This window comes from Nocardia sp. FDAARGOS_372 (assembly GCF_002554515.1).
GTDB classification, from domain to species: domain Bacteria; phylum Actinomycetota; class Actinomycetes; order Mycobacteriales; family Mycobacteriaceae; genus Nocardia; species Nocardia farcinica.
Genome location: NZ_PDDW01000001.1, coordinates 336,180 through 362,358, shown reverse-complemented (window position 1 = coordinate 362,358; position 26,179 = coordinate 336,180). Strand labels below are relative to the sequence as shown.

Annotated in this window: 23 protein-coding genes; 16 read left to right on the top strand and 7 right to left on the bottom strand. The window is 73.5% G+C overall.

Going from position 1 to position 26,179, the window contains the following annotated elements; genetic code table 11:
• Positions 1-62 precede the first annotated feature (62 nt).
• The 5 genes from CRM89_RS01940 to CRM89_RS01915 all read right to left on the bottom strand — a co-directional run bounded on the left by CRM89_RS01940 (position 63) and on the right by CRM89_RS01915 (position 6,155).
• Positions 63-1,952 (bottom strand): penicillin-binding protein 2, encoded by a 1,890-nt coding sequence (locus tag CRM89_RS01940; RefSeq protein WP_082668644.1) that lies wholly within the window; start codon positions 1,950-1,952, stop codon positions 63-65.
• 1,052 nt (positions 1,953-3,004) lie between these two features.
• Complete coding sequence (gene rsmH / locus CRM89_RS01930; RefSeq protein ID WP_060593439.1) at positions 3,005-3,979, bottom strand: 16S rRNA (cytosine(1402)-N(4))-methyltransferase RsmH; 975 nt, start codon at positions 3,977-3,979, stop codon at positions 3,005-3,007.
• Positions 3,980-4,220: 241 nt separating this feature from the next.
• Positions 4,221-4,652: a division/cell wall cluster transcriptional repressor MraZ gene (gene mraZ, locus CRM89_RS01925; protein ID WP_011208288.1), complete on the bottom strand. Its 432-nt coding sequence runs from the start codon at positions 4,650-4,652 to the stop codon at positions 4,221-4,223.
• A gap of 495 nt (positions 4,653-5,147) precedes the next feature.
• Positions 5,148-5,567: a DUF3040 domain-containing protein gene (locus CRM89_RS01920; RefSeq protein ID WP_011208287.1), complete on the bottom strand. Its 420-nt coding sequence runs from the start codon at positions 5,565-5,567 to the stop codon at positions 5,148-5,150.
• A 147-nt stretch (positions 5,568-5,714) separates the two neighbouring features.
• Complete coding sequence (locus tag CRM89_RS01915; protein ID WP_011208286.1) at positions 5,715-6,155, bottom strand: SAV_6107 family HEPN domain-containing protein; 441 nt, start codon at positions 6,153-6,155, stop codon at positions 5,715-5,717.
• A gap of 94 nt (positions 6,156-6,249) precedes the next feature.
• Here CRM89_RS01915 and CRM89_RS01910 point away from each other — a divergent pair, with 94 nt between their 5' ends.
• The 5 genes from CRM89_RS01910 (at position 6,250) to CRM89_RS01890 (ending at position 11,281) form a co-directional block, all read left to right on the top strand.
• Positions 6,250-6,858, top strand: a complete 609-nt coding sequence (locus tag CRM89_RS01910) for an N-acetyltransferase (RefSeq protein ID WP_060592538.1) — start codon at positions 6,250-6,252, stop codon at positions 6,856-6,858.
• Entirely contained in the window at positions 6,855-8,408 is a 1,554-nt protein-coding gene (locus tag CRM89_RS01905) for an NAD(P)/FAD-dependent oxidoreductase (RefSeq protein WP_098083089.1), read from the top strand. The genes CRM89_RS01910 and CRM89_RS01905 overlap by 4 nt, the downstream gene beginning before the upstream one ends.
• Positions 8,405-9,247: a carotenoid biosynthesis protein gene (locus tag CRM89_RS01900; protein ID WP_098083088.1), complete on the top strand. Its 843-nt coding sequence runs from the start codon at positions 8,405-8,407 to the stop codon at positions 9,245-9,247. The genes CRM89_RS01905 and CRM89_RS01900 overlap by 4 nt, the downstream gene beginning before the upstream one ends.
• Before the next feature lie 61 nt (positions 9,248-9,308).
• Positions 9,309-10,070: a DUF3153 domain-containing protein gene (locus CRM89_RS01895; protein ID WP_011208282.1), complete on the top strand. Its 762-nt coding sequence runs from the start codon at positions 9,309-9,311 to the stop codon at positions 10,068-10,070.
• Positions 10,067-11,281: a glycosyltransferase gene (locus CRM89_RS01890; RefSeq protein WP_041560815.1), complete on the top strand. Its 1,215-nt coding sequence runs from the start codon at positions 10,067-10,069 to the stop codon at positions 11,279-11,281. The genes CRM89_RS01895 and CRM89_RS01890 overlap by 4 nt, the downstream gene beginning before the upstream one ends.
• Before the next feature lie 12 nt (positions 11,282-11,293).
• Here CRM89_RS01890 and CRM89_RS01885 read toward each other — a convergent pair whose 3' ends face one another.
• Complete coding sequence (locus CRM89_RS01885; RefSeq protein ID WP_041560814.1) at positions 11,294-11,992, bottom strand: hypothetical protein; 699 nt, start codon at positions 11,990-11,992, stop codon at positions 11,294-11,296.
• 251 nt (positions 11,993-12,243) lie between these two features.
• Between CRM89_RS01885 and CRM89_RS01880 the strand changes: the two genes are divergently transcribed.
• The 8 genes from CRM89_RS01880 (at position 12,244) to CRM89_RS01845 (ending at position 21,922) form a co-directional block, all read left to right on the top strand.
• Complete coding sequence (locus CRM89_RS01880; protein ID WP_098083087.1) at positions 12,244-13,860, top strand: ABC transporter substrate-binding protein; 1,617 nt, start codon at positions 12,244-12,246, stop codon at positions 13,858-13,860.
• A 2-nt stretch (positions 13,861-13,862) separates the two neighbouring features.
• Positions 13,863-14,852: an ABC transporter permease gene (locus CRM89_RS01875; protein ID WP_060592546.1), complete on the top strand. Its 990-nt coding sequence runs from the start codon at positions 13,863-13,865 to the stop codon at positions 14,850-14,852.
• Positions 14,853-14,889: 37 nt separating this feature from the next.
• Positions 14,890-15,738 carry an ABC transporter permease gene (locus CRM89_RS01870; RefSeq protein WP_170916197.1) on the top strand — a complete coding sequence of 283 codons (849 nt, stop codon included), beginning with the start codon at positions 14,890-14,892 and terminating at the stop codon, positions 15,736-15,738.
• Positions 15,739-15,812: 74 nt separating this feature from the next.
• Positions 15,813-17,420 (top strand): ABC transporter ATP-binding protein, encoded by a 1,608-nt coding sequence (locus CRM89_RS01865; RefSeq protein ID WP_228802618.1) that lies wholly within the window; start codon positions 15,813-15,815, stop codon positions 17,418-17,420.
• Entirely contained in the window at positions 17,420-18,571 is a 1,152-nt protein-coding gene (locus CRM89_RS01860; protein ID WP_098083085.1) for an LLM class flavin-dependent oxidoreductase, read from the top strand. Before CRM89_RS01865 ends, CRM89_RS01860 begins: the two co-directional genes overlap by 1 nt.
• Complete coding sequence (locus tag CRM89_RS01855; RefSeq protein WP_086842484.1) at positions 18,568-19,935, top strand: NtaA/DmoA family FMN-dependent monooxygenase; 1,368 nt, start codon at positions 18,568-18,570, stop codon at positions 19,933-19,935. The genes CRM89_RS01860 and CRM89_RS01855 overlap by 4 nt, the downstream gene beginning before the upstream one ends.
• Complete coding sequence (locus tag CRM89_RS01850; RefSeq protein ID WP_011208273.1) at positions 19,932-20,741, top strand: DUF1684 domain-containing protein; 810 nt, start codon at positions 19,932-19,934, stop codon at positions 20,739-20,741. Before CRM89_RS01855 ends, CRM89_RS01850 begins: the two co-directional genes overlap by 4 nt.
• A complete protein-coding gene (locus CRM89_RS01845; protein ID WP_098083084.1) occupies positions 20,738-21,922 on the top strand; it encodes an LLM class flavin-dependent oxidoreductase in 1,185 nt (394 codons plus the stop codon). Before CRM89_RS01850 ends, CRM89_RS01845 begins: the two co-directional genes overlap by 4 nt.
• Here the strand turns inward: CRM89_RS01845 and CRM89_RS01840 are convergent.
• On the bottom strand, positions 21,889-22,854 hold the full coding sequence (locus CRM89_RS01840; RefSeq protein WP_011208271.1) for a methylenetetrahydrofolate reductase: 966 nt from the start codon (positions 22,852-22,854) through the stop codon (positions 21,889-21,891). The two genes, CRM89_RS01845 and CRM89_RS01840, sit on opposite strands and share 34 nt — an antisense overlap.
• Positions 22,855-23,037: 183 nt before the next feature.
• Here CRM89_RS01840 and CRM89_RS01835 point away from each other — a divergent pair, with 183 nt between their 5' ends.
• From CRM89_RS01835 to crtI, 3 genes are all read left to right on the top strand, one after another.
• Entirely contained in the window at positions 23,038-24,183 is a 1,146-nt protein-coding gene (locus CRM89_RS01835) for a polyprenyl synthetase family protein (protein WP_081433290.1), read from the top strand.
• Positions 24,180-24,386, top strand: coding sequence for a hypothetical protein (locus CRM89_RS01830; protein WP_011208269.1), 207 nt, complete (start codon positions 24,180-24,182; stop codon positions 24,384-24,386). Before CRM89_RS01835 ends, CRM89_RS01830 begins: the two co-directional genes overlap by 4 nt.
• A 160-nt stretch (positions 24,387-24,546) precedes the next feature.
• Complete coding sequence (crtI, locus tag CRM89_RS01825; protein WP_098083083.1) at positions 24,547-26,127, top strand: phytoene desaturase family protein; 1,581 nt, start codon at positions 24,547-24,549, stop codon at positions 26,125-26,127.
• Positions 26,128-26,179 lie beyond the last annotated feature (52 nt).

Here is a 26,179-nt window from a genome sequence, read left to right as displayed (position 1 = left end):
GGCCAAGCACTCCCGCGCGCCCGCGCGAGCCCTGCTGAGCACCCCTGTTCGAACGTCCGAAACTACGCACCGGCCTGCAACACGAACTTTCTGGCCGGCTCGGTCGAGGGTGGGATGCGGTCGCGCTGCAGCGCCCAGGAGGCGATGTTGTGGAACAGCGGCGCCGCCGACTGGCCGCCGGAACCGTCGGAGCTGCGCACCGGGTTGTCCAGCATCAAGCCGATGACGTAGCGGGGGTCGTCGGCCGGCGCCATACCCGCGAAGGTGATCCAGTAGCTCGACGACGAATAGCACTTGCAGCGCGGGTCGATCTTCTGGGCGGTGCCGGTCTTGCCGGCGATCTGGTAGCCCTCCACGGCGGCGGGCGCACCGGTGCCGTTCTGGTCGGCGTCCATCGGGTCGCGCTGCACCACCGACTGGAACATGGTGCGCAGCGTCCGCGCGGTCTGCTCGCTCACCACCCGCACGCCCTCGGGCTGCGGTTCCTCGGTGCGGGTGCCGTCCGGGGCGACGGTGGCCTTGACGATGCGCGGCGGGATGCGCACGCCGTCGTTGGCGATGGCCTGGTACATGCCGGTCATCTGCAACGTCGACATCGAAAGGCCCTGCCCGATGGGCAGGTTGGCGAAGGTGCCGCCGGACCACTGGTCGCGCGCTGGCACCTGTCCGGCGGTCTCGCCGGGCAGGCCGACCCCGGTGCGCTGGCCGAGGCCGAAACGGTGCAGCATGTCCGCGAAGCGGTCCTCGCCGATGCGCTGGGCCAGCATCAGTGTGCCGACGTTGGACGATTTACCGAAGATGCCGGTGGTGGTGTAGGGCGCGACGTCGTGTCCCCAGGCGTCGCTGACCGTGACGCCGGCCATCCGGATCGAGCCCGGCACCTGGTGCACCTCGTCGGGGTTGGTCAGGCCGTACTCGATGGCGGCGGCCGCGGTGACGATCTTGTTCACCGAGCCCGGCTCGAACGGATCGCTCACCGAAGGGTTGTTCGTGTTGGCCGAGCCCCAGCTCTGCGGGCCGAGCGCGGGGTTGAAGGTGTTGTCGTTGGCCATCGCGAGCACCTGGCCGGTCTTGGCGTCGAGCACCACCGCCGAGGCGCCCTCGGCGCCGGACAGCTCGCGGGCCTGTTGCACCTGTTGCTGCACGTAGTACTGCAGATCCGAGTCCAGGGTCAGCTCCACCCCGTTGCCGTCCACCGCGGGCTGCTTGTCGCGCCAGCTGCCCGGGATGACGGCGCCGTCGGAGCCGCGGTCGTAGGTGTGCGAGCCGTCGGTGCCGGCGAGCACCGAGTCCAACGAGGACTCCAGCCCGATCAGGCCGTGCCCGTCCCAGCCGGTGGCGCCGATGATGTTGGCGGCCAGCGACCCGCCCGGGTACTCCCGCATGTCCTGGCGCTCGGCGCCGACCTCGGGGAACTGCACGGTGATCTCGGTGGCGATCCGGGGATCGACGCTGCGGGCCAGGTAGACGAACGGTTCGTCGCTGGTCAGCTTGTCCAGCAGTTCGGACTCCTTCGGCGCCTGCGCGCCGAGCTTGTCGTGGATGGTCGCGGCGATGTCGCGCAGCCGCTGCTCGGGATCGGGCGCCTTGTCGTTCTTCTCCCGCGCCTCGGCCAGGTTCTTGCGCACCTGCACCGGCTGGAACGTGAGTGCCTTGGCCGAGACGGTGAACGCCAGCGACTTGCCGTTGCGGTCGGTGATCGGGCCGCGGGTGGCCTCGTCGACGAGCCGGGTGGTGCGCTGGCTGGCCGCCTGCGCGGACAGGCCGGGCGCGGAAATGCTCTGCACCCACAGCAATTGGAGCGCGACCACGGCGAGCGCGACCAGCATGACGATGCGGCCCACGCCGAGGCGCAGCCGCAACGGCTGATCGGCCGCGGCGGCCCGCGCCCCGGCGGGGCCGGGGGCGGACGGCCCGCGCCGCCGGGGCGGTGCGGGCCTGGCCTGCGTCATCGGGTGCCTCCCTCCGGCACGGGCGGCGCCTGCGCGGGATCGATCGCCGCGGGGCGGGGGCCGCGGCGACGCCGCCGGGCGGCACCGGGGCGGCGGCGTTCGTCGGGGTGGGCGCGGGCACCGCGTCCGGCGCGGGCGCCGCGAGCCCTTCCGGTCCGGAGCCCGCGATACCCGCCGGGGCGGGCGGAGTCACCTCGGGCGTTGGTGCCGGTACCGCTTCCGGCGCGGGCGGTGCGACCTGCTGCGGAGCCTGATCGGCGGGGCCGAGCGGCACGGCACCCTCCGGCAGCGGTTCGCCCTGCGGCGCCGGGGCGCCGGGCACCGGGGACGGCGGCGCGGCGACCGGCGGCAGCGGCGCGGGCGCCGGGGCGGGGACCGCGGGCTGCGAAGGGGTGCCCGGCGCGGCCGGATGCTGCGGGGTGGCGACGGCCGTCACCGGCACCACCCGCTCACCCTGCGGCGCACCCGGGCGGGACGGGTCGGCGGGCGTGGTGTTCAGCGGCGGCGCCGGGGCGCCCTGCGCGGGCGTCGGGTCGCCGATCACGGTCACCGTACCGTCGGGCGCGATCACCAGCCGGGCCGGATCCTTGGCCGGAATCATGCCGAGTTCCCGTGCGCGCGCGGCGAGTTCGGGCGCCGAGTCGGCGGCTTCGACCTCGCGCTGCAACGCGGCCCGCTCCTCGGTGAGCTTGCGATTGAGCTGCCTGGCGTCGCTGAGCTGGTAGCTGTCCTCGGCGGCGCGGGTGGTCAGCAGCAGCGTCAGCGCCAGACCGCAGCCGAGCAACGCGATGATCGCGGCGACGAACGGAATCCGCCCGGCCATCGCCGAGGAGGTCTTCGGCAGCTTCGGCGTGTCGGCCAGCTGCTCGGCCCGCATCCGCCGCTTGGCGTACGCGCGCTGTGCCGCACCGGACTTCACCCGTTCGGCGGCCTGCACCCGGCGGGCGACGCGACCTGGCGAAGGGACCGTACGCGTCCGAATACTCATGGTGTCGTCGCCTCCTCTGCTCCGAATGAACATCCCCACCCCGTCGACGTGCCGGGCTCCCCGTTCACGAGGCCGCCTCGATCCGTTCGGCCGCGCGCATCCGCACCGGCGCCGCGCGCGGGTTCTCCGCGATCTCCCGCTCGCCGGCCTTTTCGGCGCCGCGGGTGAGCAACCGGAATTCCGGTCCCATGCCGGGCAATTCGACCGGCAGGTCCACCGGTGTGCGCGAGGTCGTGCGGGCCGCGAGTTCCTGCTTGACGACCCGGTCCTCGAGCGACTGGTACGACATGACCACGATCCGGCCGCCCACCCGCAGCGCGTCCAGCGCGGCGGGCAGCGCGGCTCGCAGCGAGTCGAGCTCGCCGTTCACCTCCACCCGCAACGCCTGGAAGGTGCGCTTGGCCGGGTGGCCGCCGGTGCGCCGCGCCGCGGCCGGGATGGTCGCGTACAGCAGCTCGACGAGCTCGCCGCTGGTCTCGAACGGTTTGTGCGCACGGCGGCGGATCACCTCGGAGGCGATCTTGCCCGCGAAGCGTTCCTCGCCGTAGTTCTTCAGCACCCGCGCGAGATCGCCGTGGCTGTAGGTGTTGAGGACGTCGGCGGCGGTGATGCCCGAGGTCGGGTCCATCCGCATGTCCAGCGGCGCGTCCACCGAGTAGGCGAAACCGCGCTCGGCCTCGTCCAGTTGCATCGAGGACACCCCGAGATCCATCAGGATCGCGCTCACCGAGCCGGTGGGCGGCAGGCCCGCCTGCCCGAGGGCATCGGCGATGCCGTCGTATCGGGTGTGCACCAAGGTGATTCGCTCGGCGAAGGGCGCCAGCCGCTCCCCGGCCAGCCGCAGCGCCTCGGTGTCGCGGTCGAGGCCGACCAGCCGTAGTCCGGGGTACCGGGTCAGGAAGTGCTCGGCGTGTCCGCCCAGGCCCAGCGTGGCGTCGACGTAGACCGCGCCCGGTTCGGTGAGCGCCGGGCCGAGCAGTTCGTCGGCCCGCTCGAGCAGGACCGGGACATGGCGGGCGCCGTGCTGTTCACGGTTCACCTCGACCTCCCGGATCCTGCCTCGCGTCGTCTGTACGGGTACGGGCGCCCGGTGGTGCGGCCGCGGGCCGGCGTACACGGGTCGCCTTGTTCCACTCGGGTTTTCGGATGCCGGGGAATGATCTGTCGTTCGCACCGGAGGCGAATGCCCCGTGGTCCCTGTCCGAACCGGCACCTGGCGTCGGGGAAGTACGCCAGGGTCCGCGTCCGGGCAGAGACCGCGCGGCACTCGCTCGCCCGGTCTAGAAGATCCCGCCCAGCGACTCGTCTCTCGCTTGCGCGTAATCCTCCTCGTGCTCGGCGAGGTAGGACTCCCACGCCTGCTTGTCCCAGATCTCGAGGAAGTCGACCGAGCCGATCACCACGCAATCCCGTGACAGGTTGGCGTAGCGACGGTGGTCCGCCGACAACGTGATCCGCCCTTGCGCGTCCGGCCGCTGCTCGTCGGTGCCGGCCGCCAGCGCTCGGACGAACGCCCGAGCCTGCGGATTGCTGCGAGACGCGGCCGCGGCTCGCCGGGCGAGCGCGGTGAACTCCTCCTTGGGGTACACGGCAAGGCTGTGGTCCTGACCCTTCGTGACCATCAACCCTCCCGCCAGATCGTCTCGAAACTTCGCAGGCAACGTGAGTCGCCCCTTGTCATCCAGCCGCGGTGTGTAGGTACCGAGAAACACCTCGCTACCTCCCTACCGGATCACCGCGCCTGCATGGCCTCTCCTGTAGTGCGGGCTCCACATTACCCCACTTTCCCCCACTTTCAATCGAAACAACGGGTGATCTGGCTCCCCGCGGCGACGATTCCGCAGGTCATCCCAGCTATCACCGGGGTGGGGAACTTTGTGCATGTCCCGCCGACACGCGGCGGGTCTCCGGAAACTGCCAGCAAACTCCCCAGCTAGCCCGGGGTGCGGCCCGTGCCGGGGGGCGAAGTGGGGCGAACGCGTGGGGCGTTGTGGGGGGATCGGGCGCGACGGCCCGCGGGGACTACCGAACGGTAAGAAGTGCCCACGTTCTCGGCGTGTCGCGCACGCTTCCGGCGCGCCGAGGCAGACACCGTCCAGACACTCTCCAGACGCGCGAGAAGGCGACGCCACACCCGTGCGGGTGGACGCCGCCTGTCGTTGTCACGATGTACCGGGGCGCGCGGCCCGAGCGCGTGGTCGGGGCCGCTACTCCTGTTCGAAGCGCCGGCGGAACCTGTCCTCCATGCGTTCGGAGAAGCCGCCCGACTTGCGCGGACGACCGCCACCGCGACCACCGGACGCACCGGGGCCGGTGGGCAGGTCCGCGTGCCCACCGCGGGCGGCGCCGCCCTTCGACCCGCCGGTCAGCAGCAGCACGCCGGCGCCGAACATCACGATGAACCCGATCAGACTGATGATGGGGAACCCGCCGGGCTTGGGACCGGCGATGCCCGCGACCAGCAGAAACAGACCGAGGACGAATAGAGCGGCGGCCTGGAGTCTGCGGCGACTCGAGGTCGAGCGGAGACGTCCGCCACGGACGGACGAGGCGAACTTCGGATCCTCAGCATAGAGCGCGCTCTCGATCTGTTCGAGCATGCGCTGCTCGTGCTCGGAGAGTGGCACGGTACCTCCCCCGGCACTAGGCGTGGCTGTCGCCTCCGGGTAGGCGACAGATAGCCGACCTTGGCGGCTATCTGCCCCCAATGATACGAGTTCGATCAGGGCCGTACCACCTAATGGGGGCAGCGGAACGAAACTGTCGCCGAGCCGCTACGCACTCATGCCCGGCGCGGGCCGCAGCCGGGCCGCCGAGCGCAGCAGATCCTCCACGTCGTGCAGGAATGCGCCCACCCGCGAAGCGAACTCGTCGGCCTCGGTGTCGTCCACATCACGGTCGAGTCCGGCCTCGAGCGCGGCGCGCAGTTCCGAGCGCGCGGAGAAATAGTCGGCCCACATCACGAACTCCGGCGCGGCGCGCTGCAACAGCACCCACGCGTTGCGGGAGCGCGCCCGCGGCGCCGCGTCGGCGCCGGTGTGCGCGAGCACCGCGCCCGCGCCGCGCAGGGCGGCCAGGTACGCGGTGCGGAACCGCTCGCGTGGATCGCGCTCCCCCGCCGCCGCCATGAGCAGGCCGTCGGCCTTCTCGAGCAGCATGCCCGCCTTGCCGGGCCCGCCCGGTGCTGCGTAGCGACTCGGCGATGCGTAACTCATGAGCCGTCCCCTTCCGTACCGTGGCGGCAACTGCGCTTGAATATAGAGACGACCACCGACAACTTTCCGCGCTCGCGCGGCACCGACGAGAGCCATGACCGCCGTCACGCCACATCACACCCCCGCCCCCGCCGTCGTCGACCTCTCGGTCGCCGAGCTGCGCTACCGGCTGCACGACGCGCTGTCGGTGTACGTGGCCGCCATGGAGTATCCGCGCGGCACCGAGAACCACCGCGCGCCCATGTGGACCGAGCACACCACCCGCGCGGGCTGGCAGGCGGTCGCGGCGATGCTGCCCGACGACGGCCACGTCGATGTCCGCACCGCGCCGCTGCTGGCCATCGCCTACGGCTACCGCGGCGCCCCGCACCAGTGGTGGCACCAGCAGGTGCACGCGGGCATGCGCCGCTGCGGCTGGCCGGAGCATTCGGCCCGCGAACTGCTCGCTGACTACTTCGAACTCACCGAGTTGCACGTGCATCCCAGCGCACAGGGGCTCGGCATCGGGGGCACGCTGCTGCACCGGCTGCTCGAACACCGCGACGAGCGGGCGGTGCTGCTGTCGACCCCCGAGGTGGCGCGGGAGGAGAACCGGGCCTGGCGGCTGTACCGCCGGGCCGGCTTCACCGATGTGATCCGTGACTTCGTCTTCGCCGGGGACACCCGGCCCTTCGCGATCCTGGGACGGCGGTTGCCGCTGTGACGGTGGTGGTGGTCGGCTCCGGCCACAACGCGTTGATCGCCGCCTGCTATCTGGCCAGGGCCGGGCATCCGGTGCACGTGCTCGAACGCGACGAGGTGCTCGGCGGCGCGGTGTCCACGGTGGCGCGGTTCCCGGGGCACCGGGTCGATCGCGGTTCCTCGGCGCACCTGATGATCCGGCACACCGGCATCGTCGAGGAGCTCGAGCTCGAGCGCTTCGGCCTGTGCTACCTCGACTGTGACCCGTGGGGTTTCGCGCCCGGCGCGCCACCGCTGGTCTTCCACCGCGACCTCGACGCCACCTGCGCCTCGATCGAGCGGGCCTGCGGGGCCGCCGACGCCGACGCCTACCGCCGCTTCGTCGGCGTGTGGGGGCCGCGCAGCGCCCGGGTCATGCGCGCGTTCGGCGCGCCGCCCCGCCCGCCGCACCTGCTGCGCTCGTTCTGGGGGCTGGACACCGGGGCCGGTGGCAGCGCGCTCTCGCGCGAGTTCCTGCAATCCGGTGATGCCTTGCTGGACAGCTGGTTCCGGGACGAGCGGCTGAAGGCGGCGCTGGCCTGGTTCGGCGCGCAGTCGGGACCGCCGATGTCGGAGCCGGGTACCGCGCCGATGGTGGGGTTCGCCGCGCTCATGCACACGCTGCCGCCCGGGCGGGCGGTCGGCGGCAGCGGCGCGCTCACCGAGGCGTTGGTCGCCCGGTTGCGCGCGGACGGCGCGACGGTCAGCACGGGCGAGGCGGTGACCGCGCTGCGCCGGGTCGGCGAGCGCTGGCGGGTGCGCACCGCGGCGGGCCGGGAACTCGACGCCACGGCGGTGATCGCGGGCGCGCACGTGCTGACCACGCTGGACCTGCTGGAAGCGGGTGGTTTCGATCGGGCGGTGCTGGCCGAGTGGCGCGCCCGCATCCGGGTCGGCCCCGGCATCGGAATGGTGGTCCGGGTGGCCACCGACGCACTGCCCTCCTATCCCGGGGCGAGCGCGGCCGAGTCGGCGCGCGGATTGCAGCTGCTGGTCACCGAGCGCGCGCAGCTGTACCGCGCGCACGGCGCGGCGCTGGCCGGTGAGTTGCCGCCGCGGCCGGTGGTGCTGGCGATGAGTTTCAGCGCGCTGGATCCCGGCATCGCCCCGGCCGGGGAACATCAGCTCTCGCTGTGGGCGCAGTGGCATCCCTACCGGCTGGCCGACGGCAGCGACTGGGCCGGGCACGCCGAGCGGGAGGCGGACCGGATCATCGCCGAGGTGGAGGCGGTGGCCCCCGGTTTCGCGGGCTCGGTGCGGCGGCGGTTCGTGCAGACGCCGGTCGATCTGGAGCGGGAACTCGGCTTGCGGGGCGGGAATGTGATGCACGTGGAGATGGCACTGGATCAGATGATGATGTGGCGGCCGCTGCCGGAACTGTCCGGTCAGCGGGTGCCCGGCGCGCCCGGGCTGTATCTCACCGGCGCGTCCACGCACCCGGGCGGCGGGGTCAGCGGGGCGAGCGGACGCAGCGCCGCGCGGTTGGTGCTGGCCGACCGCCGCCGGTCCCGGATTCCCTTCCTGCGCCGATGAGCGACCGAAACCGGTCGGCGGCGCGCGCCCGGTTCCTGCCGCTGGTGCTCGCGGTGGCGCTCGTGCTCGCCCAGATCGCCTACCCGCTCACCGCGGGCCCCGCCCGTGACCGGGTGACGGTCCTGGTGGTGCTGTTGGCCGCGGGCACCGCGCTCGCCCACGCCGCGGTGACCCGCGGATTCCGGTACGCCGCCGGGTTTCTGGTGATCGTGTCCGGGCTCGGGCTGCTGTCGGAGGTCGTCGGTGTGGCGCTCGGTGTGCCCTACGGCTGTTACGAGTACGCGGTGGACCGGATCGGTCCCGGCCTGGCGGGTGTGCCCGTGCTGGTGCCGCTGGCCTGGACGGGCGGGGTGTACCCGGTCTGGATCGTGGCGGGCCTGCTGACCGCGCGCGCCGGGCGGCTGCGCACACCGGCGCGGATCGCGCTGACGGCGATCGGCGCGGTGGGCTGGGATCTGTTCCTGGACCCGCAGATGGTGGCCGACGGTCAATGGACGTGGTGCGACACCGATTCCGGCCTGCCCGGCGTCCCCGAGATCCCGCTCACCAACTACCTGGGTTGGCTCGTGGTCGCCACGGTGATGGCCGCGTTGCTGGCCGTCTGGGAGCACGCGGCGCCGGCACCCTCGCAGCCGCGCGACGAACCGGCCACCGTGGTCGTGCCGGTCGCGGTGTTCTGCTGGACCTGGCTCGGCTCGGCGCTGGCGCACGCCGCCTTCCTCGGCCTGCCCGCCTCGGCGGGGTACGGCTTCCTGGGGATGGGCGTGCTCGGTGTTCCGTTGCTCGTCCTGCTCGTCCGGGACCGTCGCACCGCCACGGCGGACCGCCCGCGTCGGTAAGCGCGGCGAACCGCCGTGTCGGCGCCTGCCCTTTGGCGCCGGAGGGCGCGCGCCTGGCACGATGTGTGCCGTGCGATCGAGTGCAGCCACTACGCCCGGTGCCGGGGCACCCAGGCGTACCCGGGTCCGAGTAGCGTCGGCCGTCCTGCTGGCGGCGTTGTTGGTGCCGATGCTGGCCGGGTGCCTGCGGGTGCAGGTGTCGATGGGTGTGTCGTCGAACGACCGGGTGTCCGGGCGGATCGTGGCGGCCGTCGTGCCCGCCTCCCCCGACGACAAGGGCCCGCAGCTGAAGGCGCCGGACTCGCTGGCGGCCAAGGTGCGGGTGGAGCCGTACAACCAGGACGGCTATGTGGGCAGCAAGGTCTTCTTCGAGGATCTGTCCTTCGGTGACGTGCAGCAGTTGAGCCAGCTCAACGAGCAGGCCCAGGGGATGCTGCAGTTGCAGTTCCAACGCACCGGCGACCTGGTGAGCCTCAACGGCCGCGTCGATCTCAAGTCGGTGCCGCCGCACGGCTCGGATGTGCAGTTCACCATCGCGTTCCCCTCCCGGGTGGCCAAGACCAACGGCACCCGCGAGGGTGACAACACGGTGTCGTGGAAGCTGCCGCCCGGTGAGGTGTCCACCTTGCGGGCCGAGGTGGGCTACGCGGACCCGAACACCCGCTCGTTCGCGGGCTGGGCGGGCATCGTCGGCGGTATCACGCTCGCGGTGGCGGCGATCGTCGCGGCGATGGCGTACATGAACCGCAACCCCACCCCGCCCGTGCCCGAGCACCAGTTCTCCTGGCGTCGCTGGTGGCAGTCGGTCAAGCAGTTCCGCTGACCCGGCGGCGCGCGGTGGCCGTGGTCCGGCTGGGCACCGGCCTCGCGCTGGCCGGTGCGGCGGTGGCGACGGTCAACCGCGTGACCATGCCGCGGTTGTCCCCCGGGGTGCCGGTGCTGGAACCGGTCACGGTCTGCGTGCCCGCCCGCGACGAGGCGGACCGGCTGCCCGCGTTGATCGCGGACCTGCGCGCCCAGGTGGGCGTGCCGCGCCTGCGGGTGCTGATCCTCGACGACGCCTCCACCGACGACACCGCCGCCGTCGCCCGCGCCGCGGCCGGCGGCGACCCCCGCATCACGGTGCTGCGGTCGACGACACCGCCCCCGCCGGGCTGGACCGGCAAGGCCGCGGCCTGCGCGGCGCTGGCGCGCGCCGTCGCGGCACAGGACCGGGCGGGGCGGGACCCGGTCGACGATTCCGACGAGGACACGGGCGGGGGCGCGGCGACGCTGATCTTCCTCGACGCCGACGTACGGCTGGCGCCCGAGGCCGTGGCGGCCGCGGTGGCGCAGGTGCGGCGCGGCGGCGCGGCATTGGTCTCGCCGTGGCCGTGGCAGCGGGCCGGGACTCCGGCGGAGGCGCTGGTGCAGCCGCTGCTGTGCTGGTCGTGGGCGGCGACCCTGCCGGTGGTGCTGGGCAACCGGTCACGCAGGCCGAGCACCGCGGTGGCGTGCGGTCAGTTCCTCGCGTTCGACGCCGCCGCGTACGGCGCGATCGGCGGGCACGCGGCGGTGGCGGGCAGTGCCACCGAGGACCTCGACCTCGCCAGAACGCTGCGCCGGGCGGGGTACCGCACCCGCGTGGTGGCCGCGGGCGGGCTGGCGAGCACACGGATGTACCGGGGCGGCGCGGAACTGGCGGCCGGATACACCCGCTGGCTCTGGTCGGCCTACGGCGGGTCGCCGGCGGCCGCCGCGGCCGTGGGAATCGCTGCGGCCCTGGCGTTCTGGGTCCCCCCGGCGGCCGCGCTGCTGGGCCGGGGCGGGGTGCGCCGGGTCGGGGCGGTGGGGTACGCGGCGGCGGTGGTGAGCCGTCTGCTGGCCCGCCGCGTGGAGACCGGGGCCGCGCCGCGGGCCGCCGACCTGCTCGCCGCGGCCGCGCATCCGGTGGCCGTCGCCGCCTACCAGGTGCTGGTCGTGCGGTCGCACCGGGCGCGGCGACGGGGCAGGCTGCGCTGGAAGGGGCGGGCGCTGACGGGCGTTCGCGGCTGAGCCCGCGCGCCGCTATCCGACCGTGGTGAGGCCGACGGTCGGCAGGAAGAAGCAGTCCCGGTCGCCGTTGCGCACGCTGCCGAACACCGCGGCCAGCACGGTGCCCTTGCCGGTGTCGACGGGCACGGCCCGGATACCGCCGACGGGCAGCGCGGCCGCGAACAGGTTGCGCAGGGCCTGCTCGGCGATCGGGCGCCACTGCGCGGGCACCTCCGGCGGGATCATCGCGCCGATCACGTCGGCCAGCGGCCCCATCGCGGCCATGCCCGCGCGCCCGGTGCTGACGTTCAACCAGGCCACCTGCAGGCCCGCGGTCGCACCGCTGTCGGGGCCCATGCCGTAGGGCACGAAGGCGAACAGGGTCTGACCGGATTTCACCGCGCTCAGGTCGAGCCCCGGCAGATTCAGGCCGGTCTTCGGCCAGGGCCCCGGCACCGCGCCCGCGGCGGCGGGCAGCAGCCCGAGCGGGCCGTCGCCGCAGAACGCGGCCGCGGTCGGGTAGAAGAACGGGTCGATGCCGAGGCCGCGCAGCACCTCCACCGCGGACTGGTAGGCGCCGAGCAGGTCACCCGGCGCGGCGGCCCCGCGCAGCAGCGGGTTCTCGACCGCCGCCGGGGCGGCCGGTGCGGCGTGGGCAGGCACGCCGGACGACAACGCCACCGCGGCGATCGCGGCGGCACAGCAGGTGGACAGACGACGCGACAGGGACACCACAGACCTCCTCGACGGCACGAGCTGAGCTGACGGTACCCCGGCAACCGCCCGCACCAGCGGTTTCCCGGCCGGGCGAACGCTCGGCGCGTCGCGGTGGAGTGGCTCGACCGGGCCATCATGCGCGCCCGGCCGCCGTGCGGCCAGGGCTGTGCTCAGCCTGATTCCTACCCTTGTCGGCCCGCCCGCGCCGTTCGCATGCTGTGACGTCCCTTGAATTCGAAGCAGATCCGAAGCACTGGAGTAGCACCGTGATCCGTCGCCGTCACCGAATCCTCGCCCTCGCGGGAGCGCTCGCCGCCGCCGTCGGCGTGACCGGGTGTGGCGGTGGCACGGCCGCACCGGGCGCGGACGCGGGCCCGCCGCAGCCGGGCGGCACCCTGCGCTACGGGCTGTCCCAGGCGCCCACCTGCGCGGACCCGGCGCAGTCGGGTACCAACCAGACGTTGTATGTGACCCGCCAGGTGGTCGATTCGCTCACCGATCAGGATCCGCGCACCGGCGAGCTGCGGCCGTGGCTGGCCCGCAGCTGGGAAGTGAGCCCGGACGCCACCACCTTCACCTTCCACCTCGCCGACGGCGTCACCTTCAGTGACGGCACGCCGCTGACCGCCGAGTCGGTGCGCAACACCTTCGACGCGGTCGCCCGGCTCGGCACGGTCAAGTCCCCGCTGGGCGCGAGCTACCTCAGCGAGTACACCGGCACCACCGTGGTGGACCGGCTGACCGCGCGGGTGACCTTCCAGCGGCCGAATGCCCAGTTCCTGCAGGCGTCCTCGACCACCCAGCTGGGCATCCTGGCCGATGCGAGCACCGCCGCGACCGCCGAGCAACGCTGCGCGGGCGTGGTGGGCAGCGGTCCGTTCACCTATGCCGAGTGGCGGCAGGACCAGTCGGCCACCCTGGTCAAACGCGCCGGGTACCACTGGGGTTCGGCGGTGTTCGGGCACAGCGGCGAGGCCTACCTGGATCGCCTCGAGTTCACCGTGGTGCCCGAATCGGGCGTGCGCACCGGCAGTCTGGCCTCCGGACAGCTGGACGCGGTGAGCGACGCCCTGCCCCAGGACCTGCCCCAGATCGAAGCGGCGGGCGGGCAGGTGCTCACCGCGTCCAACCCCGGCGTGCCGTTCGGGTTGCAGCCCAACGTGTCCCGCGGCCCGCTGCGCGATCCCGCGGTGCGCCGAGCCCTGCTGACGGCGCTGGACCGACGCGAACTGGTCGACACCGTGCTCGGCCCGCAGTTCCACGCCGCCACCGGCCCGCTGGCCGCGTCCACCCCCGGGTACCGCGACCTGTCGGCGCGGCTGACGCACGATCCGGCGAGGTCGGGCGAGATCCTGGACCGGGCGGGCTGGGTGCCCGGTGGCGACGGTATCCGGGCCAAGGACGGGCAGCGGCTGTCGTTCGCGGTGCTGTTCAGCGGCGCGTTCGCCGGGAACCAGGCGGTGCTGGAGTTGAGCCAGCAGCAACTGCGCCGGGTGGGTGTGGAGTTGCGGCTCGAACCCGCCGCCACGCCGGAGTACACGGCCAGGCAGAACGCCAAGGACTACGACGCGCTGTACTACAACACCACCCGCGCCGACGGCGACATCCTGCGCAATGTCTTCGGACTCACCGGGCGCAATCTCAATCTGCGCGCGGCGATCCCGGCGCTCGACGAGGCCTTGGACGGGCAGTTGCGCACCGCCGACCCGGCCGCGCGGGCGGCGCTGATCGGCACCGCCCAGGAGCAGGTGCTCGACGCGGGCCTGTGGATTCCCACCATCGAGCTGTCCCAGGCGATCGGCGTCGGTCCGGCGACGCACGGGGTGGCCTTCGACGCCTCGGCGCGGTTGCAGTTCTTCGACGCCTGGCTGGGCGGGCGGTGACGATGGCGCGCTATCTGATCTCGCGGGTGCTGCAAGCGCTGTGGGTGCTGTGGGCGGCGTTCACGCTGTCGTTCGTGGTGCTCTACCTGCTGCCCGCCGATCCGGTCGCGATCGCCGCGGACGCGGGCGGGACCGGCACGCCGGTCGACCAGGCCGCCATCGCCGAACTCCAGGCACGCTACGGGCTGGACCGGCCGCTGTGGGAGCAGTACGGCACCGCGCTGACCCACGCCGTGCGGGGCGATCTCGGCTACTCCATCGCCTCCGGCCGCCCGGTGACGACGGCGATCGGCGCGGTGCTGCCCGCCACGCTGGCGCTGGCGTCGCTGGCGCTGGCGCTGGCCGTGGCGGGCGGGGTGATCGTGGCGTTCGCGGCGACCTATACCCGCAGGCCGTGGCTGCGCGGTGTGCTCACCGCGCTGCCGCCGATGGGTGTGTCGGTTCCGACGTTCTGGACGGGCCTGATCCTGTTGCAGCTGTTCTCCTTCCACTGGCGGCTGGCGCCGGCGTTCGGCGGTGACGGGCTGCGCGGCACCCTGCTGCCCGCGATCACGCTGGCGGTGCCGATCGGCGCCGTGCTCGCCCAGGTGCTCACCGCGGGCCTGGAATCGACCTGGCGGCAACCGTTCACGGAGGTGGCGCTGGCCAAGGGCGCGTCCCGGTGGTGGGTGCAGCGCAGGCATGTGGCCCGGCCGGCCGCGATACCGACGCTGACCATCGGTGGCGTGCTGGTGGGCAACCTGCTGGCCGGGTCGGTGGTGGTGGAGACGGTGTTCGCCCGCGAGGGGCTGGGCCGCCTCACCCAGACTTCGGTGCTGGCCCAGGACATTCCGGTGGTACAGGGCATCGTGATGGTCACCGCGCTGGTGTTCGTCAGCGTCAACCTCGTCGTCGATCTGGTGTATCCGCTGCTGGATCCGCGCATCACCACGACGGGCGTGGGGCGCGTGCCGAGCGCCGCCGGGCGGGAGGAGGTGCCTGCCGGTGTCTGACCGCAGGATCGTCTCGGGCGCGGGACCGGCGGCGGCGCTGGGCGCGGTGGCCGCGTGGTGGCGCGGCGCGCGCCCGGCCCCGCAGTCGGTGCGGGCCAATGCCGGGCTGGTGGTGTCGGCGGCGGTGACGGTGCTGGTGCTCGGATGGGCGCTGTTCCCGTCGGTGTTCGCCGGTGGTGACCCGTTGACCGGGGTACCCGCCGAGAAGCTGCGCCCGCCGAGTCCGGACCACTGGTTCGGCACCGACAACCTCGGCCGCGACCTCTACACCCGGGTGGTGCACGGCGCGGGGCTCTCGCTCACCGCCACGGTCTCGGCGGTGGCGATCGCCCTGGTGGCCGGTGCGCTGCTCGGTCTGCTGGCCGGCGCGCTGGGTGGCGTGGTGGACGCGGTGACGATGCGCGTGGTCGACGTGCTGCTGTCCATTCCGGCGCTGCTGCTCTCGCTCGCCCTGGTGACCGCGCTCGGCTTCGGCACCGCGAATGTGGCGATCGCCGTGGGCGTCTCGCTGGTGGCGAACTTCGCCCGGGTGATGCGCTCGGAGGTGCTGCGGGTGCGCACCGCGACCTACGTGGAAGCGGCGCGCGCGAGCGGGGTGCGCTGGTATGTCGTGCTCGCCCGCCACATCCTGCCCAACGCCTACCGTCCGGTGCTCGCGCTGGCGGCGGTGGAGTTCGGCATGGCGGTCCTGGCGGTCTCGGCGCTGAGCTTCCTCGGCTACGGCGCGAAACCGCCGACCCCGGAGTGGGGTTCGTTGATCTCGGAGGGCCGCAACTACCTGGCCGGTGCCTGGTGGCTGACCACCCTGCCCGGTCTGGTGATCGTCGTGGTCGTGCTCGCGGCCCAGCACCTGGGCCGCGCCGTGGAGCGGAGCCGGACCGCATGAGTGGGTCAGCGGCCGGAGGCGGCAGCGCAGCATCACCACGCAGGCCGCCCCACTCAGGCGGAATCGGGCACAGTATGAGCGAACTGCTGCGGATCGACCAGCTGCGGGTGACCTATCGCAGCGGCGGCGGCGCGGTGACCGCGCTGGCCGGCGCCTCGCTGACGGTCGCTCCCGGCGAGGTGGTGGCGTTGGTCGGCGAATCCGGTTCGGGCAAATCGACGCTCGCGCACGCGGTGATCGGCCTGCTGCCGCGGGCCGCGCGAGTCGGCGGCGGCCACATCGAGTTCGCCGGGCTGCGCGTCGACACCGCCGACGAGCGCACGCTGCGGCGGCTGCGGGGGGCCAGGATCGGCTTCGTCCCCCAGGATCCCGGGCTGTCGCTGAACCCGGTGCGGCGGGTGGGCGATCAGATCGCCGAAGCGCTGCGCGTGCACGGCCTGGCCGATCCGCGCACCGCCCGCGCCCGCGTCCTCGACCTGCTCGACGAGGTGGGCTTGGAGCGGTCGCAGCGCTGGGAGCGGCGCTATCCGCACGAGCTGTCCGGGGGGCAACGCCAGCGGGTGCTCATCGCCATCGCGCTGGCCTGCGGACCGGAGCTGATCATCGCCGACGAACCCACCAGTGCCCTGGACGCGACGGTGGCACGCCGGGTGCTCGACCGGCTGGCCGAGCGGATCGGCGCGCGCGGCACCGCCGTGCTGCTGATCACCCACGACCTGGCGATGGCCGCCGAGCGGGCCGACCGGCTCGTAGTGCTGGCCGACGGGGAGATCGTGGAGTCCGGCCGTCCCGCCGACCTGCTCACCGCGCCACGGCATCCCTACACCGCGCGGTTGCTGGCCGCCTCGCCGAGCCTGCGCCCCGCGCCCGCGCGCCCGGCCCGCCCGGCGACCGGTGCGCCGCTGCTGGTGCTGCGCGAGGTGCACAAGCGCTACCGCACGCCCGCGGGCACGGTCACCGCCGTGGACGGGGTCGGCTTCGAACTGCGCCGTGGGGAAACGCTGGCGCTGGTCGGCGAATCCGGGTCGGGCAAGTCCACCACGGCGCGGATCGCGTTGCGGCTGACCGGCGCCGACCGTGGCAGCGTGACCTTCGACGGGCACGACATCACCGCCGTGCGCGGCGCACGGTTGCGTGCGCTGCGCAGGCGCTTCCAGGTGGTGTACCAGAATCCCTACGGCTCGCTGGATCCACGCCAGTCGCTGGCCACGATCATCGCCGAGCCGTTGCGCGCCTTCGGCATCGGCGACCGGGCAGCCCGCCGGGCCCGGGTGCGGGAACTGCTCGGACAGGTCGCGTTGCCCGAGCACTACGCCGTCCGCCGCCCGGCCGAACTCTCCGGCGGCCAACGTCAACGCGTCGCGATCGCCCGCGCGCTGGCGCTGCACCCCGACCTGCTGGTCCTCGACGAACCGGTCTCGGCGTTGGACGCCTCGGTGCAGGCCCAGATCCTCGACCTGCTCGAACGCCTGCAATCCGAGCTGGATGTGAGCTACCTGTTCATCTCCCACGACCTCGCGGTGGTCCGGCGCATCAGCGACCACGTGGCGGTGATGCGGCACGGGAAGGTCGTCGAATCCGGGCCGACGGCGGCGATATTCGACGCGCCGTGCCACGAGTACACCGCCGAGCTGCTCGCGGCGATCCCCCACCCCCAGCTGTCCCGGAAAGGACCGTCCTGATGGCGCAACCGCAGCACCGCCCCGCGTTCTTCCACGGGATCGAACTCGTCGGCACCGGCGCCCACCCCGCCTCCTGGCGACGGGCCGACTCACGCGCCGAGGACCTGTTCGGCGCGCCGTACTGGGTGTCGGCGATCACTGCGGCCGAAAGCGCCGGGCTCGACGCGGTCTTCCTGCCCGATTCCTTCGGCCTGCAACCCGGCGGCCCCGCGGTGGTGCGGGGCAGGCTGGACGCGGTCGCCGTCGCCGCGCGCGCCGCGGCCGCCACCGGCCGCATCGGTCTGGTGCCGCAGGTCACCGTCACCCACACCGAGCCCTTCCACGTGTCCAAAGCCGTTGCCGCACTGGATTTCGCGACGCGGGGCCGCGCGGGCTGGGAGGTCGCCGTCTCGCCCGGCGCCGCGCAGGCCAAGGCGTTCGGGCGCAAGGGGCCGCAGGAGGCGGCGCAGCTGTGGCGCGAGGCCGACGACGCGATCGAGGTGGTCACCCGGCTGTGGGATTCCTGGGAGGACGACGCCGAGATCCGCGACGTCGCGACCGGGCGCTTCATCGACCGCGACAAACTGCACTACATCGACTTCGTCGGCGAGTACTTCTCGGTGAAGGGGCCCTCGATCACCCCGCGCTCGCCGCAGGGGCAACCGGTCGTGGCCGTCCGCGCCGACGACGGCGCCGCCATCGGCGTGGCGGTGCGCCGCGCCGACCTGCTCCGCATCGCCCCACCGGATCTGGACGCCGCGCACGCCCGCCGGACCGCGCTGCGCCAGGCAGCGCTCGGCGCGGGCCGCGACCCCGACACCCTCACCGTGCTCCTGGACCTCGAAGTGCACTTGGCCGAGCGCGACGAGGACGCGCACGCCGAACTCGAGCAGCTCGACCGCTGGGCCGCGCCGTCGATTCGTCCCGCCGCCACCGGCCTGCGCCACATCGGCACCCCCGGCTCGCTGCGGCAGCTGCTGGCCGACCTGGCCGGGTCCGGCGCCGCCGACGGCGTGGTGCTGCGCCCGCTGGCGGTGCCCGCGGCACTGCGCCTGCTCGCCTCGGACCCGCCGGCCCCCGCCGGCGCGGCGGGTTCGCTACGCGAGCGGCTCGGCCTGCCCCGCCCACCCAGCCGCTACGCCGCGGCACGCACGGAAGGAACGCCGTCATGACCCGGCCCCGTAAACAGGTGCACCTGGCCGCGCACTTCCCCGGCGTCAACAACACCACCGTCTGGAGCGACCCCGACTCGGGCAGCCAGATCGATTTCGCCTCCTTCGAGCATCTCGCCCGCACCGCCGAACGCGGCCTGTTCGACTTCTTCTTCCTCGCCGAGGGACTGCGGCTGCGCGAGCACCGCGGCCGCATCCACGACCTGGACGTCGTCGGCAGGCCGGACACCTTCACCGTGCTCAACGCCCTGGCCGGGGTCACCGAACGGCTCGGCCTGGCGGGAACCATCAACTCCACCTACAACGAACCCTTCGAGCTGGCCAAACAGTTCGCCTCGCTGGACCACCTCTCCGGCGGCCGGGCGGCCTGGAACGTTGTCACCTCCTCCGACGCGTTCACCGGCGAGAACTTCCGCCGCGGCGGATATCTCGAGCACGCCGACCGCTACCGGCGCGCCGCCGAGGTCGTCGAACTCAGCCGGGCGCTGTGGGACAGCTGGCCCGCCGACGCGCTGGTGGTCGATCGCGCGGCGGGCGTGTTCGCGCGCGCGATCCCCGAAACCCGGTACCGGGGCAGCCAGTTCGACATCGCGGCGCCGTTCGTGGTGCCGCCGAGCCCGCAAGGGCATCCGGTGCTGTTGCAGGCGGGCGACTCCGACGAGGGCCGCGAATTCGGTGCGGCCGCCGCCGATGCCATCTTCACCGCGCATGGCACGCCGGCCGCGGGCCGCGCCTTCTACGCCGACGTCAAGGGCAGGCTGGCCAAGTACGGCCGCAGGCCCGAACACCTGAAGATCTTCCCGGCCGCCACCTTCGTCCTCGGCGACACCGCCGAGGAGGCCCAGGAGCGTGCCCGCCACATCCGGCTCCAGCAGGTGGGGCCGCAGACCGCGCTGGCGTTCCTGGAACAGGTGTGGGGCCGGGACCTGTCCGGCTACGACCCGGACGGTCCGCTGCCCGACCTGGAACCCACCGGCGACGTGGAGATCACCCGCGGCCGGGTGCGGCACGCCAAGGACCCGCGCGCCGTCGCGGCGGCCTGGCGGGAGAAGGCCGCGGCCGAGGGGCTGAGCATCCGCGAGCTCGTCATCGAGGTCACCGCCCGCCAGCAGTTCGTCGGCACCCCCGCCCAGGTGGCCGCCGAGATCGACGAATACGTGCAGACCGACGCCGCCGACGGGTTCATCCTCGTCCCCCACCTCACGCCCGCGGGCCTCGACGAGTTCGTCGACCGGGTCGTCCCGGAACTGCAGGACCGCGGCAGTTTCCGCACCGAGTACCGCGGCGCCACGCTGCGCGACCACCTCGGTCTGCCCCACCCCCACCGTCACCGCACCGCACCCGAAGGAGCCCGAGCGTCATGACCACAAGCACCGCGACCGGTTTCGAGACCGACTGGGCGCACTGGCACCGTGCCCGCGAAGACCAGCTGCGCGACCCGCTCGGCTTCCTGAGCCTGACCGCCCTGCACTGGCTGTCCGATCGCCCCGAGCACTTCGACGGTCTGCCCGGCACCTGGTGGGTCACCGACGACAAGGTGTTCATCACCGCGCAACCGGGCGACCGGCTGATCGCCGAGGGCAGCGACATCGCGGGAGTGCGGATCCTGACGCCCGTCGAGGGCGGACCCGGCGTACCGGTGCGCCACGAGCGCCGCATCCTCGAGGTCATCCGCCGCACCGGCCGCCACGCCGTGCGGGTGCACGATCCGGCCGCGCCCGCGCTGGCGCGGTTCACCGGCGTCCCGGCCTATGCGCCCGACCCGCGCTGGGTGCTGCCCGGACGCTTCACCGCCTTCGCCGCGCCACGGACGGTCACCACCGGCGCGGTCATCGACGGGCTCGAACACCAGCACCAGGCCGTCGGCGTCGTGGAGTTCGCCGTGGGCGCGGTGACCGAACAGGTCGTCGTCTTCCGCACCGGCGCCGATCTGCGCATCCTGTTCACCGACGCGACCAGCGGCGTGACCACCTATCCGGCGGCGCGGTCGCTGACGCTGCCCGCCCCCGACGCCGAGGGCGCGGTCGTGCTCGACTTCAACCGGGCGGTGAACCTGCCGTGCGCCTTCACCGATTTCGCGACCTGCCCGGTGGCGCCGGAACAGAACCGGCTGCGGGTGGCGATCGAAGCGGGCGAACAGGATCCGCGGCTGGGTGGGGCGCCGCGATGACCGTGCCGCTGTCGGTTCTCGACCTCGCCCCGGTGAGCGCGGGCTCCTCCCCGCGTCAGGCGTTGCGCAACACCGTCGAGTTGGCGCGCAAGGCCGAGGAGTGGGGTTATCACCGGTACTGGCTGGCCGAACACCATTTCGTCGCCGTGGCCAGCGCCAGCCCGATCACGCTGATCGCGCTGGTGGCCGCGGCCACCTCCCGCATCCGGGTGGGATCGGGAGCGGTGCAGCTCGGACACCACACCTCGGCGTCGATCGTGGAGGGCTTCGGCACCGTCGACGCGCTGCACCCGGGGCGGCTGGACCTGGGCATCGGCCGGTCCGGGCACCGGCGCGCCCAATTCGGCGCGGAGGCGGGCGCGCCCGAGGGCGCGCACCCGGTCGACGACGCCGCCACCGGCCGCACCACGGTCCGCGACGGCGTGGTGGTGCCGCCGGCCTTCGATCCACGCGGGCTCGGCGACCGCCGCCGCTACCTGGCCGGGCTGGCCGCCCTGCACCTGCCCGGCGCCGAACCGCTCGATTTCGCCGCGCAGGTCGCCGAGATCCGGGCGTTGCTGGACGGCACCTACGTCAGCGCCGACGGTGTGCCGCTGCACGCGGTGCCCGGCGAGGGCGCGCGGGTGCAACTGTGGCTGTTCGGCAGCAGCGGTGGCGAGAGCGCGGAACTCGCGGGCAGGCTCGGCCTGCCGTTCGCGGCGGCCTACCACACCGCACCCGGCACGGCGCTGGAGGCGGTGGCCGCCTATCGGGCCGCCTTCCGCCCGTCGGTGCAGCTGGCCGAGCCGTACGTGGTGGTCTCGGCCGATGTCGTGGTCGCCGAGGACGACGCCACCGCCCGGCATCTGGCCTCGACGTACGGCCACTGGGTGCACAGCATCCGCGCGGGCGGCGGCGCGGCCGAGATCCTCGATCCCGACACCGCCGCGCCGCTCACGCCCGATCAGCGCAGGCTGGTCGAGGACCGGCTGGCCACCCAGTTCGTCGGCAGCCCGGCCACGGTGGTGGAACGGCTCGGCGCGTTGCAGCGGGCCACCGGCGCGAACGAACTGCTCGTCACCAGCGTCACCCACGACCACGCCGCCCGCCTGGCCTCGCACCGGCTGCTCGCCGAGGCGTGGGGACTACCACCCGCCGCCCGCGACGGTCACGCCCGGACGGGGGCGGCGGTGACTCCGTAGCCGAGATTGGTGAGGACCTCGCTGGTCGCCTTGGCGAAGTTCAGGGTGATGAAGTGCAGGCAGGGCGCGCCCTCGTCGATGAGCCGCTGCGCCATCTCGGTGGCGATCTCGATGCCGACCTCGCGCACCGCGGCGCGATCCTCCTCCGGGCCGTCGCCCGCGGCGCGCCGCAGCCGGTCCAGCACGGCGGCGGGCAGCGGGCGCCCGCACAGCTCCTCGGCGCGGGTGACGGTGCGCAGCGAGGTGATCGGCATCAGCTCGGGGATGATCGGTTTGGCGCCCTCGACCGGGTCGAGCGCCGCCAGCCGGTCGCGCAGCCGCAGGTAGTGCTCGACCTCGAAGAACATCTGGGTGATCGAATACTCCGCGCCCGCACGCAGTTTCGCGGCCAGGAAAGCGGTGTCGGTGGCCAGGTCCGGCGATCGGTGGTGCCCCTGGGGGAACGAGGCGACGCCGACGTGGAAATCACCGAGGTCACGCACGATCCGCACCAGTTCCTCGGCGTACTCCACGCCCTCGGGGTGCTTGTGCCATTCGCCCAGCGGGTCGCCCGGCGGGTCGCCACGCAGCACCAGGATGTTGCGGATCCCGGAGTCGGCGTAGGCGCCGACCAGCGAGCGCAGTTCGGCCACGCTGTGCCCGACGGCGGTCAGGTGGGCCACCGGCAACAGGGTGGTCTCCTGCGCCAGCTGGCCGGTGACCCGCACGGTGCGATCCTTGGTGGAGCCGCCCGCGCCGTAGGTCATCGAGACGAACGCCGGGTGCATCCGCTCGAACTCGCGCACCGCGCGCCAGAGCCTGGCCTCGCCTGCCGCGTCGCGCGGGGGGTTGAACTCGACGGAGAACGGCACCGACCGGCCGGCGTGGGCGCGCAAGCTCTGCACCACCGAGGGGGTGCCTGCGGCGTGCGGCGGCGCGGGATCGAAAGTCACCGGTCCAGTGTAGTGGGGGCGGCCCGCGGGTCCGTCCGCTCATACGTTCGGACGCGGAATGCCTGGTAGCGGGCCTTTCCTGAGAGTAGGGAGGTTGACATCCGCACCCCGCGCGCGGGCGCGTATTCTTCGTTACGGCGGCACTCTCACCCGGCCCCGCACAGCGCTCCCACACCCGTGACCCTGGAGGTTCCCCTGTCCGCCGGACCCGGTACTCCGACACGAACCCCGGTCGCCGGGGCGCCCGCGCCGACCCTGGGGTCCGCGGAATTCGTCGCCTCCGTGCAGGCGGTGCTGAGCGACTTCTTCACCAGCCGCCGTCCCGCGGTCCGCGCACTCGGCCCGGTGTTCGAGGAGGCCGCCGACGCGCTGGAGGCGTTCGTGCTGCGCGGCGGCAAGCGCACCCGGCCCGCGTTCGCGTGGACGGGGTGGCTCGGTGCGGGTGGCAGCCCGACGGCTCCCGAGGCGGACGCGGTGCTCACCGCCTGTGCCGCGCTCGAACTCGTGCAGGCCTGCGCGCTGGTGCACGACGACATCATCGATTCCTCGCGCACCCGCCGCCGCTTCCCGACCGTGCACGTCGACTTCGAGCAGCGCCACCGCGAGCGCGGCTGGACCGGCGACCCCGCGCACTTCGGCGTCAGCGTCGCCATCCTGATCGGCGATCTCGCGTTGGCCTGGGCCGACGACATGGTGCACGCCTCGGGCCTCGACGCGGCCGCGATCGGCCGCTTCGCCCCGGTCTGGGCGCTGATGCGCACCGAGGTGCTCGGCGGGCAGCTGCTCGACATCAACGGCGAGGCGGGCCGCGACGATTCGGTGGAGGCCGCGCTGCGGATCAACCGCTACAAGACCGCCGCCTACACCGTCGAACGGCCGCTGCACCTGGGTGCCGCGATCGCCGACGCCGACGCCGAGCTGGTCGCGGCCTACCGGACCTTCGGCACCGACATCGGCGTCGCCTTCCAGCTGCGCGACGACCTGCTCGGGGTGTTCGGGGATCCCGAGGTCACCGGCAAGCCCTCCGGTGACGACCTGCGCGAGGGCAAGCGCACCGTGTTGCTCGCCGAGGCGCTGCGCCGCGCCGACGCCACCGATCCCGCCGCGGCATCCTTGCTGCGGACCAGCATCGGCACCGATCTGGCTGCCGAGGAAGTGGAACGCTTACGCGCCGTGCTCATCGATCTCGGCGCCGTCGACGATGTGGAACGCCGCATCGCCGATCTCACCGACCGCGGCCTTGCCGCATTGGAAACCAGTTCGGCCGCGCCCGCCGCGAAGCAGACCCTGCGCGGGATGGCGTTGGCCGCTACCAGGAGGACCGCATGAAAGCCGTTGTGGCGCCCGCCCATCGGGTGATAGCTGTCGGCGCCGGGCCCGCCCCGCGCAGCACCGCCAAGCGCCGCGGCAAGGCCGTGGCCGCCATCACCGAACGCCGGGTGATCCTCGGCGCCTCGCTGCCGACGCGGCGGGGTATCCGGGTGCCCCGGTCCTGCTCCGCGCTGCCGGAGGACGAGTCCGCCGAGGACTGACCCGCAGCGCACCCGTGTCCGGGGTCACCCGGGCATCGCGGGTACCGTCGCGCGAGTGGACCGCCGACCGACCGGCAGGCACGGGACGGCGGACCGAGCGCGCCGGTGCGGGCGCGCGGGGCAGGAATCCGCGGGGTGTAGGAAGCGAGGACGTCGACAGATGAAAACCGTTGCGGGGCCGACCGATCGAGTCGTCGTGATCGGCGCGGGCCTGGCCGGTCTCGCCGCGGCGCTTTATCTGACCGGGGCGGGCAGGCAGGTGACGCTGCTGGAGCGCGCCGATCACCCGGGCGGGCGGGTCGGCCGCTACCGCGGGCCGGATTACGAGATCGATTCCGGCGCCACCGTGCTGACGCTGCCCGAGGTGGTGGCCGACGCGCTCGCCGCGGTCGGCCACACCGTCGACTCCGCTCCGGTGCCGCTCGACATCCTGGCGATGGCGCCGAGCTACCACGCCCGCTTCGCCGACGGCTCCGACATCCGCGTCTTCGCCGACCCCGACCGGATGGCCGCGGAGGTGGCGCGCACCTGCGGTCCCGCCGAGGCCAGCCGCTACCGGGAGCTGCGCCGCTGGCTGGCCCGCATCTACCGGGCCGAGTTCGGCGAGTTCATGGACACCAACTTCGATTCCCCGCTGGACATGGTGCGGCTCCCCGCCAAACGCGCGGCGTTGCTGGACCTGATCCGCCTCGGCGGCTTCGGCAAGCTCGGGCCGAAGGTCGGCACGCTGCTCACCGACGCGCGCCTGGCCCGGCTGTTCACCTTCCAGGCCCTCTACGCGGGCATGTCGCCCGCCGACGCGCTCGCGGTCTACGGCGCCATCCCGCACATGGACACCTCGCTCGGCGTGTACTTCCCGCGCGGCGGAATGCGGGCCATCGCCGAGACGATGGCCTCGGCGTTCACCGCCGCGGGCGGCACGCTGCGGTTGGGCACCGAGGCGGCCGGCATCGACTACCGCGGCAGGCGGGCCCGGCGGGTGCGGTTGGCCGACGGCGGCTCGGTGCCGTGCGACGCGGTGGTGCTCACCGCCGATCTCGGCTCGCTCGAGCGCTTCGGCGGCAGGCGCAGGCGGGGACTGCGCGCCTCGCCGTCGGCGGTGGTCGCGCACGGCACCGTGCCCGCCGCGGTCGCCGCGCGCTGGCCGGTGCAGGCGCACCACACCATCGAGTTCGGCGCGGCCTGGGAGCAGACCTTCCGCGAGATCGCCGCGCGCCGCGGCGGACGGCTGATGAGCGACCCCTCGCTGCTGCTGACCCGCCCCGCGCTCACCGACCCCGCGCTGTTCGTCGACCGCGCCGACGGCAGGCACGAGCCGTTCTCGCTGCTGGCGCCCTGCCCGAATCTGGCCGCCGCGCCGCTGGACTGGGACCGGCTGGGCCGCCCCTATCTGCGCGAACTGCTGACGGTGCTGGAGGGACGCGGCTACCGCGGGATCGCCGAGCACTTCACCGTCGACCACCTCGACACCCCGGCCACCTGGCGCGATCAGGGGATGCTGGACGGGAGCCCGTTCTCCGCGGCGCACCTGTTCCGCCAGACCGGGCCGTTCCGCACCCGCAACTTCCCGGCCTTCGCCGACAACGTGGTGCTGGCCGGTTGCGGCACCACGCCGGGGGTGGGCGTGCCCACCGTCGTGCTGTCGGGGAAACTCGCGGCAAACCGGATCACCGGCGCCCGCGGGCACCTCGTCGGCGAAACGGCCCGTACCAGCCCGCTGACGTCCACAGCCACCCATTAAACTGTCTGCCGACCTATTCGCTCGCGGTTGCGGCCGCCGACCTTGCCGGGGG

What these genes read in the sequence shown, in the direction of transcription:
- CRM89_RS01940 (WP_082668644.1), bottom strand. Translation starts at nt 1,952, where the DNA reads ATGACGCAGGCCAGGCCCGCACCGCCCCGGCGGCGCGGGCCGTCCGCC.
- CRM89_RS01915 (WP_011208286.1), bottom strand. Translation starts at nt 6,155, where the DNA reads ATGAGTTACGCATCGCCGAGTCGCTACGCAGCACCGGGCGGGCCCGGC.
- CRM89_RS01910 (WP_060592538.1), top strand. Translation starts at nt 6,250, where the DNA reads ATGACCGCCGTCACGCCACATCACACCCCCGCCCCCGCCGTCGTCGAC.
- CRM89_RS01900 (WP_098083088.1), top strand. Translation starts at nt 8,405, where the DNA reads ATGAGCGACCGAAACCGGTCGGCGGCGCGCGCCCGGTTCCTGCCGCTG.
- CRM89_RS01895 (WP_011208282.1), top strand. Translation starts at nt 9,309, where the DNA reads ATGTGTGCCGTGCGATCGAGTGCAGCCACTACGCCCGGTGCCGGGGCA.
- CRM89_RS01875 (WP_060592546.1), top strand. Translation starts at nt 13,863, where the DNA reads ATGGCGCGCTATCTGATCTCGCGGGTGCTGCAAGCGCTGTGGGTGCTG.
- CRM89_RS01865 (WP_228802618.1), top strand. Translation starts at nt 15,813, where the DNA reads ATGAGCGAACTGCTGCGGATCGACCAGCTGCGGGTGACCTATCGCAGC.
- CRM89_RS01860 (WP_098083085.1), top strand. Translation starts at nt 17,420, where the DNA reads ATGGCGCAACCGCAGCACCGCCCCGCGTTCTTCCACGGGATCGAACTC.
- CRM89_RS01855 (WP_086842484.1), top strand. Translation starts at nt 18,568, where the DNA reads ATGACCCGGCCCCGTAAACAGGTGCACCTGGCCGCGCACTTCCCCGGC.
- CRM89_RS01850 (WP_011208273.1), top strand. Translation starts at nt 19,932, where the DNA reads ATGACCACAAGCACCGCGACCGGTTTCGAGACCGACTGGGCGCACTGG.
- CRM89_RS01845 (WP_098083084.1), top strand. Translation starts at nt 20,738, where the DNA reads ATGACCGTGCCGCTGTCGGTTCTCGACCTCGCCCCGGTGAGCGCGGGC.
- CRM89_RS01830 (WP_011208269.1), top strand. Translation starts at nt 24,180, where the DNA reads ATGAAAGCCGTTGTGGCGCCCGCCCATCGGGTGATAGCTGTCGGCGCC.
- crtI (WP_098083083.1), top strand. Translation starts at nt 24,547, where the DNA reads ATGAAAACCGTTGCGGGGCCGACCGATCGAGTCGTCGTGATCGGCGCG.